This window comes from Cupriavidus sp. F041 (assembly GCF_057814235.1).
The window spans coordinates 2,605,660-2,620,133 of record NZ_JBVASY010000001.1 but is presented as its reverse complement, the minus strand read 5'-3'; the positions used below and the strand labels follow the sequence as shown (position 1 = coordinate 2,620,133).

General features: G+C 62.1%; 12 protein-coding genes and 1 pseudogene. 9 read left to right on the top strand and 4 right to left on the bottom strand.

What is annotated here, in order from left to right; genetic code table 11:
• The first annotated feature begins 186 nt into the window (after window positions 1-186).
• From ACZY0R_RS11975 to ACZY0R_RS11950, 6 genes are all read left to right on the top strand, one after another.
• Window positions 187-888 (top strand): 3-oxoacid CoA-transferase subunit A, encoded by a 702-nt coding sequence (locus ACZY0R_RS11975; RefSeq protein WP_488858564.1) that lies wholly within the window; start codon window positions 187-189, stop codon window positions 886-888.
• Window positions 885-1,532, top strand: coding sequence for a 3-oxoacid CoA-transferase subunit B (locus ACZY0R_RS11970; protein WP_488858563.1), 648 nt, complete (start codon window positions 885-887; stop codon window positions 1,530-1,532). The genes ACZY0R_RS11975 and ACZY0R_RS11970 overlap by 4 nt, the downstream gene beginning before the upstream one ends.
• A gap of 484 nt (window positions 1,533-2,016) precedes the next feature.
• Entirely contained in the window at window positions 2,017-3,030 is a 1,014-nt protein-coding gene (locus ACZY0R_RS11965) for a 1-aminocyclopropane-1-carboxylate deaminase (RefSeq protein ID WP_488858562.1), read from the top strand.
• Window positions 3,031-3,812: 782 nt separating this feature from the next.
• Window positions 3,813-4,928 (top strand): helix-turn-helix transcriptional regulator, encoded by a 1,116-nt coding sequence (locus ACZY0R_RS11960; protein WP_488858561.1) that lies wholly within the window; start codon window positions 3,813-3,815, stop codon window positions 4,926-4,928.
• Window positions 4,929-5,280: 352 nt separating this feature from the next.
• The gene (locus ACZY0R_RS11955) at window positions 5,281-6,924 is read left to right on the top strand and encodes a hypothetical protein (protein WP_488858560.1); all 1,644 of its coding nucleotides are present in this window, start codon (window positions 5,281-5,283) and stop codon (window positions 6,922-6,924) included.
• 743 nt (window positions 6,925-7,667) lie between these two features.
• Window positions 7,668-7,856, top strand: a complete 189-nt coding sequence (locus ACZY0R_RS11950) for a hypothetical protein (protein ID WP_454736031.1) — start codon at window positions 7,668-7,670, stop codon at window positions 7,854-7,856.
• An 820-nt stretch (window positions 7,857-8,676) separates the two neighbouring features.
• On the opposite strand, the gene ACZY0R_RS11945 is transcribed toward ACZY0R_RS11950, so the two are convergent.
• Entirely contained in the window at window positions 8,677-10,098 is a 1,422-nt protein-coding gene (locus ACZY0R_RS11945; RefSeq protein ID WP_488858559.1) for an aldehyde dehydrogenase family protein, read from the bottom strand.
• A 100-nt stretch (window positions 10,099-10,198) separates the two neighbouring features.
• On the opposite strand from ACZY0R_RS11945, the gene ACZY0R_RS11940 reads away from it, so the two are divergent.
• Window positions 10,199-11,122 carry a LysR family transcriptional regulator gene (locus ACZY0R_RS11940; protein WP_488858557.1) on the top strand — a complete coding sequence of 308 codons (924 nt, stop codon included), beginning with the start codon at window positions 10,199-10,201 and terminating at the stop codon, window positions 11,120-11,122.
• 402 nt (window positions 11,123-11,524) lie between these two features.
• On the opposite strand, the gene ACZY0R_RS11935 is transcribed toward ACZY0R_RS11940, so the two are convergent.
• The gene (locus ACZY0R_RS11935; RefSeq protein ID WP_488858556.1) at window positions 11,525-12,064 is read right to left on the bottom strand and encodes a TetR/AcrR family transcriptional regulator; all 540 of its coding nucleotides are present in this window, start codon (window positions 12,062-12,064) and stop codon (window positions 11,525-11,527) included.
• 195 nt (window positions 12,065-12,259) lie between these two features.
• Between ACZY0R_RS11935 and ACZY0R_RS11930 the strand changes: the two genes are divergently transcribed.
• Window positions 12,260-12,646: a nuclear transport factor 2 family protein gene (locus ACZY0R_RS11930; RefSeq protein WP_488858555.1), complete on the top strand. Its 387-nt coding sequence runs from the start codon at window positions 12,260-12,262 to the stop codon at window positions 12,644-12,646.
• A gap of 148 nt (window positions 12,647-12,794) precedes the next feature.
• Here the strand turns inward: ACZY0R_RS11930 and ACZY0R_RS11925 are convergent.
• Window positions 12,795-13,097 (bottom strand): annotated as a pseudogene (locus ACZY0R_RS11925) (IS3-like element ISBvi3 family transposase); the annotation flags it as partial.
• Between the two features lie 31 nt (window positions 13,098-13,128).
• Here ACZY0R_RS11925 and ACZY0R_RS11920 point away from each other — a divergent pair.
• A complete protein-coding gene (locus ACZY0R_RS11920) occupies window positions 13,129-13,551 on the top strand; it encodes an acyl-CoA dehydrogenase C-terminal domain-containing protein (RefSeq protein ID WP_488858554.1) in 423 nt (140 codons plus the stop codon).
• 364 nt (window positions 13,552-13,915) lie between these two features.
• Here the strand turns inward: ACZY0R_RS11920 and ACZY0R_RS11915 are convergent, their stop codons facing one another.
• Window positions 13,916-14,467: a hypothetical protein gene (locus ACZY0R_RS11915; protein WP_488858553.1), complete on the bottom strand. Its 552-nt coding sequence runs from the start codon at window positions 14,465-14,467 to the stop codon at window positions 13,916-13,918.
• Window positions 14,468-14,474 lie beyond the last annotated feature (7 nt).

Below are 14,474 nucleotides of genomic sequence, written 5' to 3'. Positions count from 1 at the left end.
CGGGAAGGCGCAGATCTTGGCACGAAGCTGATGCCGACGCCGCTTGACTGACCAGCCGAGGATCTCGCTTCTTGAGTGCTCATCGAAAACTGAGCCTGCATCGGGATCCGTTCTCGACGGGGTCGACAAAGCGCCCGAACTCATGTTCGGGACAAATTCTCTTTTGTTTCAACCGTAGGCATACTCATGATAAATAAGATCGCGCGCTCTGTGGCTGAGGCGCTGGAAGGTACAAACGACGGCGCCACGGTGTTGATTGGCGGCTTCGGCACAGCCGGCATCCCAGGCGAACTCATCGACGGACTGATCGAGCAAGGCGCGAAGGACCTCACCGTTGTTAACAACAATGCCGGAAACGGCGACAACGGCTTGTCCGCGCTGCTTAAGGCCGGCCGTGTGCGCAAGATCATCTGCAGCTTCCCGCGCCAAGCCGACAGCTACGTCTTCGACGGGCTCTACCGCGCCGGTAGGATCGAGCTGGAACTGGTGCCGCAGGGCAACCTGGCTGAACGCATCCGGGCCGCGGGCGCTGGCATCGGCGCCTTCTTCTGCCCCACCGGCTATGGCACCGAGTTGGCCGAAGGCCATGAGACGCGCGTGATCGACGGCCGACCCTTCGTGCTTGAATACCCCATCCACGGCGACCTGGCGCTCATCAAGGCCGAGCGCGGCGACCGGTGGGGCAACCTCACGTACCGCAAGGCCGCACGCAACTTCGGCCCAGTGATGGCGATGGCGGCAAAGAAGACGGTGGCCACGGTGCATGAGTTCGTGGACCTGGGCGCGCTAGACCCCGAGAGCATCGTCACGCCAGGCGTATTTGTGAGCCGCATCGTGCAGGTCGAACGCAGCGCCACACAGGCCGGCGGATTCAAGGAGGCAGCATGAACACGCACGCTCAACGCCGCACCAAGGACCAACTCGCCACCCGCGTGGCACAAGACATCTTCGACGGCGCCGTGGTCAACCTCGGCATCGGCCAGCCCACGCTGGTGGCCAACCATCTGCCGACCGGGCGCGAGGTCATCCTGCACAGCGAGAACGGCATACTCGGCATGGGCCCCGCGGCCGCCACAGGGAAAGAGGACTACGATTTAATCAACGCAGGCAAGCAGCCGGTTACGCTGCTCCGCGGCGGCGCCTTCTTCCACCATGCCGACAGTTTCGCGATGATGCGCGGCGGACACATCGATATCTGCGTGCTCGGCGCGTTCCAGGTGAGCGCCACCGGCGACCTGGCTAACTGGAGCACCGGCGAGCCCGGTGCCATCCCCGCCGTAGGCGGCGCTATGGACTTGGCCACCGGCGCAAAGCAGACCTGGGTGATGATGGACCTGCTGACGAAGAAGGGCGAGAGCAAGCTCGTCAAACGCTGCACCTACCCGCTGACAAGCATCGGCTGCGTCAAGCGCGTCTACACCGACCTGGCCACCTTCGAATGCACGCCGCAGGGCCTCAGGCTTGTCGACGTTGTCGAGGGACTTGATGGCACTCTGCTTGAGCACATGATCGGGATTCCACTGCTGCGCTGACGATGCAACCCCAAATCTGCGACATGCGGGAGATCAATGCACCGGCGAGGCGGCAGCCCGCAGATTCGAACCACTTCGGTGATTACACTGCCGGAAGCCTGAAGCGTCCGGGACGCAAGAGCGACGCGACGGCAATTTCGGCGCCGCCACCCCGCCCTTCGACCCCAACCGTCGCCTGCCGGCCATGAGGGGTCGTTTGATGGCTGATGGACTGGGACGCTCAGCCGACCCGTCTCCCTTGGAAACGGCCATTCGGGCGTCATGTCCCGGACGCGCGCGAAGCATGTCCGGTCTAATGTGCTGTTGCCGCCGCAGTTTCCCCGCCAGTGGCGAGGGGCAAACATCGAGGCATGTCCTTTTCGAATGTCCTTCAGCTCTGGTCCAGGCGCCACCACGTGATTGCACGCCACGCTCCAAGATCTCGCCCGTTGGAGCCTAAACTGCAATCAGTGTTATCCCCCCGTGCTTCTTCAGGGAGTTCGCCATGGCACTCGATCTCGAAAAGCGCTTCAGCCGCATTTCGCTTGGCTTCTTCCCGTCGCCGATTCATCGGCTCAATCGCCTGTCTGATGTGCTCAAGGTATCGGTGTGGGCGAAGCGCGACGATGTGTCGTCCGGGCTCGCGTTCGGCGGCAACAAGATTCGCAAGCTCGAGTGGCTCGCTGCCGACGCAGTGAAACAGGGCGCCGACACGCTTGTTTCCATCGGCAACATCCAGTCGAACCACACGCGCCAGGTCGCGGCCGTCGCTGCGGTGCTCGGCATGCGCTGCCGGCTGGTGCAGGAGCAATGGACGCACTGGGACGATCCGGTCTACGACAAGGTCGGCAATATCCTGCTGTCACGGCTGATGGGCGCTGAAACGCTACTGGAGGGCGAGGGCTATTCGACCGAGGTGAAAGAAACGTGGGCGCGCGCACTCGACGTGGTGCGCCGCGAAGGCGGCAAGCCTTACGCGATTCCGGCGGGCGCATCGGATCATCCCCTTGGCGGCCTCGGCTATGCGAACTTCACCGATGAACTCGCGCGTCAGGAACAGGAAATGGGCGTGTTCTTCGACACCGTGATCACCGCGACCTGCACCGGCTCGACACAGGGCGGCATGGTCGCAGGTTTCAAGGCGCAGGACAGACCGCGCCGCCTGATTGGCATCGATACCGCATGCAACGAGGCGATGACGCGCCGCGCGGTGACGAAGAGCGCGCGACAGACGGCGGAACTGATCGGCATCGGCAAGCCGATCGACGACGCCGATGTGATCATTGATCCGCGTTTCGCCGGCCCGGACTATGGCCTGCCCGACGATCGGACAATCGACGCGATCCGCACCGCAGCCCGGCTTGAGGCGATGCTCACCGATCCTGTGTACGAGGGCAAATCGATGGCGGGCCTGATCGCGATGGCGAAGGCGGGCGAAATTCCAAAGGGAGCGAACGTGCTGTACGTGCATCTGGGCGGCGCACCTGCCCTCAACGCCTATCACAAGGCGTTCGCATGATCGGCATGCACATAATCGGGCGAGCCGGAAGCGGCTTGCGGGACTTCTGGAACTGATCTGGATGCCGCCGGTCTCGGCGGGAATGCGGGGCGCGGAAGCCGCGTCCGTCAAGGCGTCCTGTACCCCTATGGCCGGCTCAACATCGGATTCGAGTTCCGGCGCCGCTGCGTTACGCGCTGGGGGAAGATTTCCTATTCGAAATCCTTGAAGCAGCCGTTGCGTCGGCGCCGGACCGAACGGCAGACGTCGTCGGGAAGCGCCGGCCAAGGGCCAGCCGGCCAAGGGCCAGCCGGCGAAGGTCGCTTGCCGGCCACCTACGGACGCTCACCCACCGCTTCAAGCGGACACTCGAACGGCGGCTCCGCCCTGAAAGCAGCCGATTTGCTGGCGGCTGACCTCACCGTCCAAGGCTACGTGAAAACGAGTACTTGGAAGCCAGAAGTTGTTTCTTCCTAATTGACATCATCGTAGGGAACAACGCCATCGACGATCTTCCGTCGATCGCGAGGCCGACGCTGGTACTGGTAGGCAAGCGCGACTTCTGCGCCCCGCCGTACTTCTCTGAGGAGCTTGCGGAGCGGACTCGGGAGTCGACCTCGCGACAGCCGGAGGTCCGCTGAGAGGCAATGCAAAATGTGGACTTCCCACAATCGCATACCCCTCGTTGGTGGGGAAGTTGGCACCATCAAGAATTCGCTATCGTACTTAGCCATTAGATCTAAGAGCCTCGACCAAAAGAGCCGGCTGACAGGCTCTGGTCGCTAATCCGTTGGGGAGCGGACATGCTGAAAGACCATCTGATTGGGGACCTTTACGAGGCCGCCATTCGACAAGACGACTTCCTGGAAGTCCTGCAACGCACCGCGGAGGCGGTCGGCGCGAACGTCTTTCACATGTTCAGTTGGGACCCGGCAAACAACTGTCCGCGCTTCTCGGTGTATACGCCAGCCTCCCAACTCGACTCTGTTGTCGCGATCTACGAGGCTTACTATGGTGCACTGGATCCGCGGCGTGAATTGGTCCAGCGGGCACCCGCAGGAGCGCTCGTTGCCTGCCAAGACCACATCACCGACCGAGACGTGGCTCGGAGCGAGTTCTACCAGGACTTCCAGTTCCCAACTTCTGGACACCGTTATCTAATGGGAACGCGCCTTCCCCGGCCCGGAGGAAGCGAAACCCTCCTAGGGCTCCTTCGCAACAAAGGAAGAAAGCCTTATACCGACGCGGACAGAAAGACCGCAGCCAGTCTGATCCCGCATCTCCATCGCGCCATCAACCTTTGGCAGGACGCCAGGGTTCTGCACCGGGACGCCGCGCTGGGGACCGAACTGATGGAGCAACTTGGCCTTGCGGTCTTCGCTCTGGACAAGGAGGGACGAGTCGTCTTTTCCAATAAGGCTGGGGAGGCGCTGCTGAGCGCCGGGACAGCGCTCAGGCTCAGGCACGGTCGACTGGCAGCGCCCCACGCTCCGGACAATGACGCGCTCCTCGCTGCGATCCTTCGGGTTGCGCGATCCAGACGCGGGGAAAGCCTGGCGCTGCGAAACGCCACCGGAGCCACTCACGACCTGTTCATGAGCATCGCCGGCATTCCGGGGCAAACGCTGACTACTTTCGGCTCCGCATCGGTCCTGGTTACGGCAAGGACGCATGGAAATGCCCCCCCTGTCACCGCCCAGCAGTTGCATCAGGCTTTTGGTTTGACGCCGGCGGAAGCGGCCGTGGCGGAGGCCCTGATAGAAGGCACGTCCCCAGAGGATTATGCGAACACCAAAGGGGTCTCACCTAACACGGTTCGATACCAGGTGCGGGCCGTTCTCGCAAAGACCAACTCTCGATCGCAAGTCAAAGCCGTGAGTACCATGTTATCGATACTCTCGCAAAAAAAGCCGGGTTGACTGGCGCGGGCCGCAGCGGCCCGCCGATGGCCCCGCTTCGTAGTTGTTGGCAGAAATCCCTCAGTGCTGAACGCTAGCCGATGCGATCGGCTTTTGGTGTTCCTGGCGATTCTGCTCGGTCCGTGAAGGCCGCCCTTGGGCGATCCGCTCTGCGGCAAGCGCCTTTCCAGTTCGTGAAACGCACCTGTTGTTTCATCATCAATATTGGTGATGCGGACGTTCTGTCTCCCCTTGCATACTTGCGCGGGCTGCGCTGGTTGTATTACGGCGCACGCCAACACCAAAAACAGCGGACGGGAAGGTGTAGCGGGTCATCAGATTCGCGCGCCGACAACTTTAGGGAGTCAGAAGAATGAAAGCAAAACTGCTTGCGGTCGCCGTAGCTGCGGCCACCTTGGGTGCTTGTGGTGGTGGGGACGACAACTCCACGACCGGGGGGACAACTACGACGACTACGCCTGCTACGCCGACGACGAAGATCAGTGGCACTGCCGCAACCGGCGCAGCTTTGGCGGGAGCAACCGTTCAGGCCAAATGCGCGACGGGGTCCGGGTCGGCCACGACTGCCGCGGATGGCACCTTCACCCTTGATATCCCGAACGCCGTGCGTCCGTGCGTGCTCAGCGTCCAGGTTCCGAACGGACCGGTGATGCATTCGATCGTCGATGCGGGTTCGGGCACCGCTGCGGTGGCTAATATCACTCCTCTGACCGAGCTCGTGACGGCGGCCATCGCAGGCGGTAGCACTACCGATTTTTTCAATACCTTTGACGCGGCCGCGCAAGGCAAGCTGACCTCCGATGGCGTCACCAGCGCGGTCTCGGCAGTCAGCCTCACTCTTAGCGGCATTGTTGATCTGGGCGGGGTGAATCCCATTTCGGACACGCTTGTCGCAGCAACTGGTAGCACCGCCGGCAACGCCATGGACCAGGCTATCGACAAACTCGGTGCCGCGATGACCGCGTCCGGCACGACCCTGAAGGATCTATCCACGGCAGTCGCGGCGAACCCCGGCGGCAATTCGACTGGCCCGATTCAAACTATCCTGCAACCCTCTGCGGCTTCCTGCGCCAGTTTCCGCAGCGGCAAATACTTCAGCATCAATACCGCCGACAACATGATCGAGCCTGTTACGGTAGACGCGGCTAAGCTGACCGTGACCTATCAAAGTGATGGTGCCGTGGATACGCTTACCGCGGATTCGAGCCAAGCGTGCCGGTTCGTCAATCCCGATAGCCAGTACGGGTACGACATGGTCGTTGGCAAGGCGGGCGTGGCACTCCTGCGCGACTTGCGCGGCTCAACGACTTCCGCCAGGCTGCTCGTGCCGGCACAGAAGGTCCCCGCTGACCAGAAGGTGGGCGAATGGGTTGGCCTCACGTACGCAACCACTTCCACCAGCGCTGGCAAGTTGGTGCCGAGCCGCGTGAACCTGACGATGGCTGCCGGCAACAAGGCCACAGCCGGGACTCGTTGCTATGCTGGCAGCAGCCCGTGCTACGTCTTTACGGACGCCGATCTGCCTGTCTTCACCGAGGACGCTAACGGGCTCTCGACCACGCAATCGTCCAGTGGACAGGGCTATTCGGTCTCCTTCGTTGGCACCGATGGCCGCGTCTCCATGTTCACCACCCGTTCTGGCGGATTCTCGGTGTACAGCAAGGCTTACACCATGACGCTGCCGACCGTTGGCTCGACGAGCTCGTATTGGGACTCCACCCTCACCAACACCGGCGCAATGAGCACCTTTGATCGCTACAGCAACAGGATTGACTCGGTGAACACTACGGCTAATTCCTATACTCGGACTCGCATCGAGGATGGGCGCGTGGACACGTGGACGATCAACAATCCCGTCGTTGGACTGCGGCATCGGGATGCTGCTACGGGCGTCAATGAGACGATCGGCCTGCGAATCCCTGCGTTGGGGCTTTCGGTGTCGATCGCCGCTAACGTTGCGCAAAATTTCTTCAGCTTGAGTATGGACCGTCCCTAAGCTGTTGGGCCTCTCGCCGAGGGGCTTTCCCCTTGGCCTGGCTTTTGGCCCCTCGACTTGTGCGAGGGGTTTTTTACGTTTTACCCCAAATCAAGTACCGTGCCGTACCGCCTCGCTCTGAGCTTCTTGCAATTCGCGCCACTGGATCTTTCCGGTGGCAGACTTCGGCGTCGCCTCGACGAACTCGATCACGCGAGACTCGCGTCGAATCCGGCCGGCTACGGGATTCACCCTCAGCAATTTGTTGATCGCACCGGTACTTGCCTTGGAATCCTACAGGCTAGCCGGTCGAGGAGTCGCCGTCCGACCGAACGGGGGCGTTGCGACCACCTGTCCGGGAGATCCGTCCAATCCAACGCAGCGGCAGGGTCGGCCGATTAACTGCCGGAGCGACTGTGGAGGCGGATGACCGTTGGACTCGGATAACCGCCATCGAGTTGTGGAAGACTCGAACGGCGCAGAAGGGTCGGCAACGGCCTGTTGGGGGGAGGTGTACCTTCAGTCCTGCATGTCCAAACGGTGTACCTTGTGGTGTGCCCGTCCATGGGCCTTGCCGTTACCGGCTATGGGCTTCTACGAGCCAAACTACGAATCCGGTAGGGCCATACGCTGGCGCATCGGGCTTGCCGGCGGCAACCGTTCGCCATTGCCGGCATCCACCAGAACGAGCACATGGCGTGTTCAGGAAGGCGGCATAATCGCCGTGCCTTTTCGGACTAGAATCCTCTGAGGAGGTGCCAGTCATGTCAGCTATCAGGCGCATAGATCCGGGTCATCCCGCCTACCAGGCCGCGCTGCATAGGACGACCCGCTACCCTGCGGAGCACGTCACGTTGACGGCTAGCTCCAGGAAGAGGCTGCGCCCCTGTGTGCCGCATCGCAAGGTCGGGCGCGGCAAGGTCGGCATCGGCGGCAAGCGCAGCGGCAAGTAGGGCGTGAAGCGCTGATCACCACGGCACGACCACACGCCGTTTTATCACGGCGGCAGCAGACCAGACGACCGACGGTTCCTGTGCCTGTATGCCGCCCGACCGCACTATTGTGCTTCGATTAGGCTGCCCCTGGTAACAGTTACCGCTATTGGGAAACCAAGCCGACTGTGAGCACGGACCCCGGCAAGGCAAGACGCGGCATGGTGATCCTGCAACGCGAGGAGTGGGACCTGGCTGACGTGCCACGAGCCCGGGCGGACTCGGACCTTTTTGCGGCTATTGCCAGCGGATCAAATGGTGGCAGAGCCAGCACCAATGCCGGTGCGCATCACTGCCTGACAACCCTGGCATCCGAATCGCAACATCCTGACGCGCAGACCCTTTGCTAAGCGCCTGCACCAGTGTGTCAATTTACAGGAAAGCTCTTATACACAATCTGATTGATTCAGCCGTTGGTGAATGGGAAAGTGATTGCCCGTTTCGGCCGAAAGCGAACCAGTCACCGTCGCCAAGCGAGCGGCCGATCCCGGCCATCTTCAGACGTTGGCCCATAGTTGCGCAGAGCCATTCGAACGACAGCTCCTCCCAGACAACGGCCTTTCGCGCTGCGACCGCGAACGTTGCATTGTCGGCGGTAAGCCCCCCAAGCCGTACCATGACCGACTGTCCTCCACGCTCGTGCTGATTGTCCACCCTTCGCCATTCAGAAGAGATCAGCGGGCGCCTGCGCCAACCGCCTTTCGTCCTCCGGTACGCATGAACGTTGGAAGTCCTCCTTGCTGCCCGGCGAGTCGCTTCAACGAGCGCTTGGGTTGCGCGATCACGAAACAGTGAGAACGGCCTTCGGCTCGAGAAAAGCCTCGAGCCCAAACGTGCCGTACTCGCGGCCGATACCAGATTGCTTGAAGCCGCCGAATGGCGCGGCCGGTTCGTGTGCCAGCGTGTTGACTAGTACTCGACCCGCTTCGATTCGCCGTGCGAGCGCGCGCGCACGCTGGTCATCCGCCGAAAACACGTAGGCTTGCAAGCCGTAGTTGGTGTCGTTGGCGATAGCGACCGCATCTTCAGTATCGCGGTACGCGATAATCGACAGCACAGGACCGAAGATCTCTTCGCGGGCAATCGCCATGTCGTTGGCCACATCGCTGAAGACCGTCGGACGCACGAACCATCCTGCGTCGATGCCATCTGGCCGGCCTTCGCCTCCCGCGATCAGACGCGCGCCTGAGTCGATGCCGATCCGGATATAGTGCTGCACGCGTTCCCACTGCTTCTGGCTGACCATTGGGCCGACAGTCGTCCGCGGATCGCGCGGATCGCCTGCCTGCGTGCGCGCAACGTCTTGCTGCACCCGCGCTTCGAATTCCGCGAGCCGCTGCTGCGGCACCAGAATACGCGTGCCCGCGATGCACGCCTGGCCGCTATTCATGAAGCCGGCCTGAATTGCGAGCGGCACCACCTCGTCGAAATTCGCGTCGTCGAGCACGAGCACCGGCGACTTGCCGCCAAGTTCGAGCGTGACGCGCTTCAACGTCTCCGCACCCGCGCGCAGAATCGTCTTGCCGACCGCGGTCGAACCGGTGAACGACAGCTTTGCGACATCCGGATGCGAACTGATCTGCGCGCCGACCGTTTCGCCGCGTCCCGTCACGATGTTGAACACGCCCGGCGGCAAGCCGGCTTCGTGCAACGCTTCGGTGACGATGCGCGTCTGGATCGCGCTCATCTCGCTTGGCTTGATGACGGCCGTGCAACCCGCAGCCAACGCGGTGGCGAGCTTGCCGCAGATGAATCCCGCGTTGCTGTTCCATGGCGTAATCAGACCGGCGACACCTAGTGGCTGCATCACGACCTCGGCAATACCCGCGCGACGCGTGAACGCATAGTCCTGCAGCACCTTCGCCGCTTCGAGCAGCACATTGCTGGCATGCTGCGCCATCCAGCGGCCGCGCGATACGGGCGCTCCATATTCCTCCGTGATCGCCTCGTACAGTTCGTCCTCTTTGGCGACAACGGCTTGGTGCATGCGCTTGAGCATGTCGATGCGCTCGCGCTTGTTGGTGCGGGAAAACGCGGGAAACGCGCGCTTTGCGGCGGCGATCGCATCGCGCGCGTCTTGCGCATCGGCGAGACGCACGCGTCCAATTACCTGCTCGGTCGCCGGATTGAAGAGGTTGAACAGTTCGTCGCCGTGCGGTGTAACGAACGCGCCGTCGATATAGATTTTGTCGATGATCTGCATGGCTGCTCCCAGAAAGCGTTCCAGACGACGTAAGATAGATCCGAAGCATTGCGCTGACTAGTCGTACAATACGGCATGTGTCGTTGAAAAAATTGGGACAATGAAGATGTCGGGCTTGGGCGAACTGGAGGCGGTGCTGGCCGTCGCGCGTCACCGCAGCTTTCGCGCGGCCGCGACGGATCTAGGCATGTCGACGTCTGCGCTCAGTCATGCCGTGGCGGCGCTCGAAGCGCGTATCGGCGTACGGCTCTTCAATCGCACGACGCGCAGCGTGTCGTTGTCGGAAGCCGGCGCGCAGTTCGTCGACAGCGTCGCGCCTGCACTCTCCACGATCCGCGTCGCGATCGAACAGGCCGGCAGCTTCCGCGACACGCCGTCGGGCACGCTGCGCATCAATGCGTCAACCGGCGCGGCCAGGCAGGTGATGCCGCTCTTCATCGAATTCCTGCAGCGCCATCCGGAGATGAAGCTCGATCTGGTCACCGAAGGGCGCCTGATCGATATAGTTGCCGAAGGCTTCGATGCTGGCATTCGGCTGACTGAGACGGTGCCGCAGGAAATGATCGCGGTGCCGTTCGGAGACAGGCAGCGCTTTGCCGTGGTCGGCAGTCCAGCCTATTTTGCGCAGCAAAAGCCGCCGCGCACGCCCGCCGATCTGAACGCACACCGCTGCATCCGCTCACGCATGCCGAGCGGTGCGATATATCAGTGGGAGTTCGAGCGGCACGGCGAAACGTTGCGTATCGATGGCAAAGGCGCGCTGACGCTCGACGAGCCGGGCCTGATGCTGGCGGCGGCGCGTGCCGGGATCGGTCTTGCGTATCTGACCGAATGGAACGTCGCCGCGGATCTGGAAGCTGGCACGCTGGTTCGTGTGCTGGACGATTGGACGCCCCCGCTCGACGGCCTCTGCCTGTACTATCCGGGCCGCCGCCACGTGCCGGCCGGACTGCGCGCGCTGATCGACATAATCCGCGAACACACCGACGCGCGGCGGGCGCGCCATCAGCGCACATCCGCATAGGGGACGGCGCCCGACGCACGGACTTAGTGCGGCGTTACGAGGTACGGACGACCGATGCTCCCCCAAAGCTGCCGTTTACTTGATGAGACGGCGAACGGCAAATGTGTCGGGAACTGCCGTTGGCGCACTGCTTGCCGAAGGACCGACCGAGGAACCGCCATTCGGCCCAGGTACGGCGCACGGCCGCTGCCGAGCCTTCTGAGCCGTTCGCCAGTCTTGGATCGAAGAGCGGGATTGCCCGAGAAGCTGCCATTTGTATACCTCCCGCCGATACCGCTAACGAGAAGCTGATGGCGATACACGCTCACGTGTTTGCGGCTGCTTGCGTCAGTTTCTCGATCAAGTAGCCACAAAAGGAACCCCGGAATGTCTCTGGCAGTTGGGCCTCGCACCGGTTAGCGCTTACGCCCGCCCGGGCCACGCCGCCATTGCGGCGCTGGCGAGAGCGCCCAGCTTCTTGCGGCTGGCTCCGTCGCGTGCCTGGGTGGACATGCCCTGAAGGATGGCAAGATAAAAGCTCGCCAGCGCGGCGGCGTCCGTGTGCACAGGGAGTTCGCCGTCACCGATGCCGCGCTCGATCCGCTCGCGCAGGGTATTTTCCACCAAGCCGCGCAAGGCGATCACGGCTTCCTGCACCTCGCCTTCGGCGGGTGAGCCGACCGCCGCGCTCATCAGCATGCAGCCGCGCGGCAGGCCCTTGCGGGTCTGCTCGACTGTCGCGCTATCGAGCAGGCGTCGAATCGCTTCCCGCGCCGATGGGGCGGCAGGCAGGAACTGCTGCACGTCGAGCCCAGGCCGGGTCAGGTAACGCGATACCGCCTCCAGGAACAGCCGCTGCTTGTCACCGAAGGCGGTGTAGAGGCTCGGTGGGGTGATCCCCATTGCGGCGGTGAGATCGCTGATCGACGTCGCCTCGTAGCCATTGCGCCAGAACAGCAACATCGCGGCCTCCAGGACGGCCTCACGATCAAAGGACAAAGGGCGCCCCGTCTTGGGGGGGCGGCTTGCAGGAGTAACTTTCATAGTGATCGATACTAAAGTATTTGACACCTTGACGGCAATCCCCTACTCTAATTGCATAGCGATCACTATGAAACGTTGGTTGATCATTCCTGAATCTTGAAACGGAGTTTGTCGATGATCGAAGCCGATGTGCAGGCGCGCAACAGGGAAGTCGTGTCCGAGGTGATGAAGGCTGTTTTCGTGGAGCGCGAACCGCTTCGCGTGATGCATCACTTCTCGGAGCATTATGTCCAGCACAACCCCCTCATTCCCAACGGCAGGGAGGCCATACCGGCCATGATCGCGGGTCTGCCCGAGGACTTCAGTTATCAGCCCGGCATGCTTGTTGCCGACGGTGAGCTGGTCATGATCCACGGTCGCTACGTCGGCTGGACGGCCAAGCCGATGGTCGCCGTCGATATCTTCCGCCTAGAGAATGGCAAGCTGGTCGAGCACTGGGACGTACTGCAGGAGGAAGTGCCGGCACAGCAAGCCGTCAATGGTAATGCGATGTTCCCTTAGGGGGTGCTGGCGGTAAGGCGCCCGCGGCGGCGGGGCCATCGCCGGACCCGATTCACGCCTACCTGGCAAGGCAGGAGGGCGTGGCCGGAACTGGGTTCCCGTCCTTGTATGCCGCGCTCGCGGGTAGGCCCAGACGGCCGACAAGGCACTCAGCCGGCTGACTGGCGCCGAGGCAACTGAGGCGCTCATGGACGCCGTAACGCCGGGCGAGACCACGACTGCCTCGATGAATGGCGGGCCACTTCAGCGTCCAGGGCCGGATTGACCTGTGCTCGGGGGCTGAGCGGCCATCCAAGCCACTGGCAATAGCCGCTGCGCGACACCGCCAACACACGGCATAGCCAACTCACGCTGTCCTGGTCGCGGTGTGCGTCGATCCACGCGTACTTCACCACGACCGCCTCGCAAAGTACGCCGTCGCCTTTCGCAGGATCTCGATATCCATCCAGGCACAGGACCTCCTGCTTTGCCGGAAAGTCGTCATGCAGGACGGCGCGGCATTGCGCCCGCTGACCGAATGGCTCGCGCAGACCAGCCGGCTGGCGCTCGCGGTTGGGGCTGCCGTGTTGTCGCAACGTGCCAAGGCGCTGGACGAGGCGGTGGCGAGGCTGTTAGCGGTCACTCAGCATCTCTGGAGGGCGGGCGACGTCCGCCTCACGATGGCGAGCGCAACGATCTACCTGGAGGCGTTTGGCCACATCGCAATGGCATGGATCTGGCTGGAGCAGGCCATTGCGGCTTCCGCGGCGTTGCAACGCGGGGCTCCTGAGGTAGATTTCTATCGGGGCAAGCTGGCCGCAACAGCATATTTCTTCCGCTGTGAGTTGCCACGCGTGGTTCCGCAATTGGATCTACTTGCGTCCTTCGACCGGACCACGCTGGACATGCAGGACGGGGAGTTCTGATCGTCTCCTAACGGGAGTGTCGGCGGACGTTCAGGTGGATCGCCGCGAGGGCTGAGCTGGCAGTCTTACTGTCGCGTCAGTGCGGGAGGCCGATGTGAGCGAACTCGCTCACATTTCGAACTTCATTGAGGCCTCCTCCAGATTCTGTGCCAATTACCGGTGCTGACCGAAGCGGGAGGCGGCTTTCGGCCTTTGGTGCGCGTAAGATAAAGCAGTCCATCAGGATCAACGTCTGCCGTTAGCCCACCAACAGCAACACAGTGGTTGCCGAGCATAGCTTCGATCCCGCCAGGTTATCGAAGTTGCAGCTCGCCCAAGGAGCGAGCTGCTCCCTAGTTGACACCTTACACCGTCAAGCCTTGATTCAGCGAGGCGCGCGAACCCGGACGTTCGCAAGTACCGATTCGATCGTCTCGTCCGCTATCTCCTCTACGACATGCTCGGCGAAAATTCCGGCGTCGACGAGCTCGTCTGCCAAGCTATCGTGGACGCTATCAACCATCGCTTCGTCGGCTAGAATGCCGCGCTCAGAGAGCTGCTTAACTACCCACTCTCTGCACCACGCCACGTAGCCACTATTGCCACTTTCGATCTCCCATATGAGCAGGTCCTGGTAACTCTCAGCGTGGAAGCCGTAGCCTGAAACATAGGTTGCATTCGTTACACCCGTGGCTAGTCTCAACAAATCTCGTACCATCGTGACATCGATTTGCTCAAATATCGGGCCGAGGTCAGGGCCGGGCGCCGTAGAGTTGTCCGTGGCGTATGGGTCGTCGATGACTTCCCTTACAGGTTTCGTCTGCCACCACTTTGCTACCAGCTCACGCGCATTTTGATGGAATACGCCGCCCTTGTACGCGGACAGGCAGGCATTAGCGGCTTCCCGCGCTAGGTTTTCGATCTTAAAATCGTTCATTTTTGCG